The organism is Gracilibacillus thailandensis (genome assembly GCF_010994055.1).
Lineage (GTDB): Bacteria > Bacillota > Bacilli > Bacillales > Amphibacillaceae > Gracilibacillus > Gracilibacillus lacisalsi.
This window is the reverse complement of record NZ_WJID01000123.1, coordinates 1-4,539: the sequence shown is the minus strand read 5'-3', so window position 1 is coordinate 4,539 and position 4,539 is coordinate 1. Positions and strand designations below refer to the sequence as shown.

4 protein-coding genes are annotated in these 4,539 nt (G+C 38.9%); all 4 read right to left on the bottom strand.

Going from position 1 to position 4,539, the window contains the following annotated elements; translation table 11 throughout:
• Nucleotides 1-439 precede the first annotated feature (439 nt).
• Nucleotides 440-1,366: a cysteine synthase A gene (cysK, locus tag GH715_RS20980; RefSeq protein WP_153837191.1), complete on the bottom strand. Its 927-nt coding sequence runs from the start codon at nucleotides 1,364-1,366 to the stop codon at nucleotides 440-442.
• 96 nt (nucleotides 1,367-1,462) lie between these two features.
• Complete coding sequence (locus tag GH715_RS20975) at nucleotides 1,463-2,383, bottom strand: peptidylprolyl isomerase (RefSeq protein ID WP_153837192.1); 921 nt, start codon at nucleotides 2,381-2,383, stop codon at nucleotides 1,463-1,465.
• Between the two features lie 15 nt (nucleotides 2,384-2,398).
• A complete protein-coding gene (gene hslO / locus GH715_RS20970; RefSeq protein ID WP_153837193.1) occupies nucleotides 2,399-3,271 on the bottom strand; it encodes an Hsp33 family molecular chaperone HslO in 873 nt (290 codons plus the stop codon).
• 17 nt (nucleotides 3,272-3,288) lie between these two features.
• The gene (locus GH715_RS20965) at nucleotides 3,289-4,068 is read right to left on the bottom strand and encodes a type III pantothenate kinase (protein WP_153837194.1); all 780 of its coding nucleotides are present in this window, start codon (nucleotides 4,066-4,068) and stop codon (nucleotides 3,289-3,291) included.
• Nucleotides 4,069-4,539: the final 471 nt, after the last annotated feature.

The following is a 4,539-nucleotide window of genomic DNA, read 5'->3' as shown; positions in this document are numbered from 1 at the left end:
TATCCGAAATCAGCCAGTCGATTTCTCCACCATATGTAATGTAGGGTACGACTATGCTAAAGGGCATTCACAGCCAATTAGTACTGTAATAAAACAGAAAATTTTTTAGTCCCATGAGTTCATTTCTTTCTATAATCAGAGAACAAAAATAGCGTAGGCAGAATACGGAGACTCCTGTGGGACAGCGAGAGCTGAAGATCCACTTTGCAAAGTGCTTTTCTTTGCAAAGTTAGCTGAAGCCGAGCCCACGGAAAGCGCAGTATTCTGCCGGAGCGAATGACAACACTTCTTAAAAAACAGAATGAATCAACGCAAGTCCATGCACGCTACTGCACAGTTTATGTTTACTGCGATGGTTATGCAAAATAAAACCCCGTTTCAATATGAACTGAAACGGGGGTTGTGCTTAATTATTCTCTTTATTAAATCGCCTTGTCGTTTATTCTTCGTCAAATTGATAAAGAGGGGTTGATAGATAGCGTTCTCCGTTACTTGGAAGAACTGCAAGAACTTTTTTGCCTTTGCCAAGTTTTTGTGCTACTTGTTTAGCTGCGTAAATAGCAGCACCTGAAGATACCCCACCAAGTACGCCGTCTTTGCGAGCTGCCTCTCTAGCTGTTTCATAGGCTTGATCATTGGATACCGTAATCACTTCATCATAAATATCTGTGTCAAGAACTTCTGGTACAAACCCTGCACCGATTCCTTGAATTTTGTGAGGACCCGGTTTACCTCCAGATAATATAGCTGAATCAGTTGGTTCTACAGCATAAATTTTAATATCCTTGTACTGATCCTTCAAGACTTTACCTGCACCAGTGATTGTTCCACCAGTTCCAATACCCGAAACAAATGCATCTAGTTGATCGCCCATTTGCTCGACAATTTCTTTACCAGTTGTACGAGCATGAACCGCAGGGTTTGCCACATTATTAAACTGCTGTGGCATGAAGTAGCCATTTTCTTTTTGTAATTCTGTTGCTTTCGCAATTGCACCTTTCATACCTTCTGCACCTGGTGTTAATACTAACTCTGCACCATAAGCTCGTAATAGATTACGTCTTTCCATACTCATTGTATCAGGCATTACTAAAATTGCTTTATAACCTTTAATAGCGGCAACTAATGCTAGACCAATACCAGTGTTACCACTTGTTGGTTCAATAATGGTGTCACCGTCTTTTAAAACACCCTCTTCTTCTGCCGCCTCAACCATTGCTAGTGCGATACGATCTTTAACAGAGCTACCAGGGTTCATAAATTCCAACTTCAAATAAATCTCTGCACCTTCAGGATCCGCTGTGCGATTTAATTTCACAATCGGTGTATTTCCAATCAATTCCGCAACATTTTGAGCTACTTTCATTCCAGTTCCTCCTCAAATCCAAGTAAAATTATTGGTTTTATATACAATGTACATGAAACGGCATACAATGTCAACCCATAAAATGGAAAGCGTTAGTTAATTTTTTTCATTTTTATAGTTTAACTCTACTTCTATTTGATCCCACAGAGCTGAAGCATCTACTTCAGCCTGTAATTGATCTAAGGCAACATCTTGACGTACTTCCTCATACACTTCATCATAGTTCAATTCAATAGCAGGGAGATGTTGGTGATGGAAGATAATTGCATATCCGTTATTTACCAATATTGGTTCACTATATGTCCCCGCTTCTAATGAAATCGCCGTGTCATAGTATTCCCTTGGTATAAAACTGCTTGTCTCAGAATAAAACCCTAAATATCCGCCATCGGTTCTACTTTCCTCATCAATGGACAAATCTTTTGCAACCTCATTGAAAGGTTCGCCATCATCCAACCTCGCCATCACATATTCTGCTTCTTGTTGTGTCGAAACGAGAATATGTGACAGCTGGACCATATCATCAAACTGGTATTGGTTTTGATAAAATTGATAATACTCTTCTATTTCTGCTTCAGAAACACTAACATCTTCACTTAAAAGTTGTTGTAGATAATAACGATATTTTATTTGCTCGGTCCATTTTTCAATTTTTTTCTCTTTTTCCTCTTCAGATAACACCCCTTGCATTACCATCATTCTCGATAATTCTCGGTCGATTATTTTCGGATGGACCTCAAGGTCTTTATCCTCTGCTAACTGAAAAACAACTTCCTTATCAATTAAATCATGTAAAACGGATTCGCCATATTGTTCTATTAATTCGTTCATCCAATCTTGATATAAAACTTCCTCATCCCCGATTTCTGCTAAAGGTTGATTACGATCCACTGGATTCTCATCTAATACTACAAATTCATCTGAGTTGTTTTTTCCCGAAAGGATAAAAATGGTTGTAATATTTGTTATGAGCAATAGTAATATAATAGACCATAATACCAGACGTGATACCCTCAACTATTACTCCCCCTATTACTCTGTCTTCAATGCCCGCAACTCATCGATCGTAAATTTGTATGTTTCATTACAAAAATGGCAAGATGCCGTAGCACCGTGATCTTCCCTAATCATTGAATCAATCTCTTCGTTTCCTAAACTTTGGATTGCTGTTTCCAGTCTTTCTTTTGAGCAAGGGCAAGAAAATTGCACTGGTAAACGCTCATGAACCTTAACATTTCCTTCACCTAATAACAACTCTAATATCTCCTCTGGCTGTTTCCCATCTTGGATCAACCTTGAAATAGGTGGAACGTTGGCAACCCTTTCCTCAATTTGAGCAATGGTTTCTTCTGATGCTCCCGGCATCATCTGTACAATAAATCCTCCAGCAGCTAATATACTATGATCTGGATTGACTAAAACTCCTGCTCCTACCGCTGATGGAACCTGCTCAGAATTAGCTAAGTAATAGGTGAAATCTTCACTTATTTCTCCAGATACAATGGGAACTTGACCAGTAAAATGATTTTTTAAGCCTAAATCTTTAACAATGCTTAGTGTTCCCTCGGTTCCAACTGCTCTTCTTACATCCAATTTCCCTTGTGCATTTGATTCAAAATCAACATGTGGGTTTCCGACATAGCCACGTACTTCCCCTTTAGCATTTGCATCCGCAATAATTGCGCCCATTGGACCGTTTCCTTCCACTTTTACCGTCAGCTTGTCTTCACCTTTCAGCATCGCACCTAACATCGTGGAAATGGAAAGTGTTCTTCCAAGTGCAGCCGAAGCAGTTGCCCATGTATCTTGGCGAACTCGTGCTTCTTCTACTGTATCTGTTGAACGGATTGCGTAGGCTCTTACATCTCCGCCAAACGCTGTTGCTTTTAATAAATAGTCACTCATTTATAAACGTCCTTTCTTTACGCAAAATCTAGCTCATTCTTTTGGTATATTTCGTACAAACCTTTTAAGGTTAGATAAGGGTCGACGATATCAATTACAGAGGAGTCTTTGGCAATCAATGTTGCTAAACCTCCTGTGGCGATCACTTTTGGTGACCCGCCAACCTCTTTTTTTATCCGGTTTACGACAGCATCTACTTGACCAACGTACCCAAAGTAAACACCAGATTGCATTGCTTCTACCGTTGATTGCCCTAAAACCTTACTTGGCTTTTTCACTTCTATTTTCGGTAACTTGGCAGCATTCTGGTATAGAGCTTCTAAAGAAATATTAATGCCCGGGGTGATAACACCACTGACATATTCATCTGCTTCATTGATGTAACAGTAGGTTGTAGCCGTCCCGAAATCAATAATGATACTCGGGGAACCATATTCTTTAATGACGCCTACCGCGTTGACAACACGATCAGCACCTAACTCTTTAGGGTTAGGATACTTCATTTTTAAGTATGGATTCACTTTTTCATCACCAATTATCATGGGATTACAATGGAAATATTTATCTGCCATACGCTGAAGGGCAAATAAAATCGGTGGGACTACAGATGAAATGACAATACCGTTAATGTCAGAAAAAGTTAATCCTTCATGTCCTAATAATGATTTAATAAACATGGCATATTCGTCTTCTGTTTTGTTTTTGTCCGTTTGCATGCGCCATTGATATGTTAATTGGCCATCATTAAACACTCCTAATACAGTGTTTGTGTTACCAACATCTAATACAAAGATCATAATATCCTCCAAAATATCCAAAAAAAATTTTTTACTTATTTTCATATTGTATAGCTTGCAAGCAACAAGTCGCAAGTTTTATGGTTGTAGACCCAACTCACATCAGTTATATCATACACTTGAGAAAACACAAATATTTCAATCCATAAATAAAAGAAGCCCTGAAATAATAACTAATACACAGTAGATACAAACTGCGAAGTAATGAAAGGTGAAAAAGTAAGGCTTTCTCCCATTCTGATTAATGATGAATGCTCACATACGCTCCGGCAGAATACTGCGCTTTCCGTGGGCTCGGCTTCAGCTAACTTGGTGAAGAAAGGCACTTCACCAAGTGGATCTTCAGCTCTCGTGAGTCCCACAGGAGTCTCCGTATTCTGCCTACGCTATTTTTGTTATCTGATTATAGAAAGAAATGAACTCACGGAACTAAAGTTTTCTGTTTAATTACAGTACTTATCGGGCTGTAAA

What these genes read in the sequence shown, in the direction of transcription:
- hslO (WP_153837193.1), bottom strand. Translation starts at nt 3,271, where the DNA reads ATGAGTGACTATTTATTAAAAGCAACAGCGTTTGGCGGAGATGTAAGA.
- GH715_RS20965 (WP_153837194.1), bottom strand. Translation starts at nt 4,068, where the DNA reads ATGATCTTTGTATTAGATGTTGGTAACACAAACACTGTATTAGGAGTG.
- cysK (WP_153837191.1), bottom strand. Translation starts at nt 1,366, where the DNA reads ATGAAAGTAGCTCAAAATGTTGCGGAATTGATTGGAAATACACCGATT.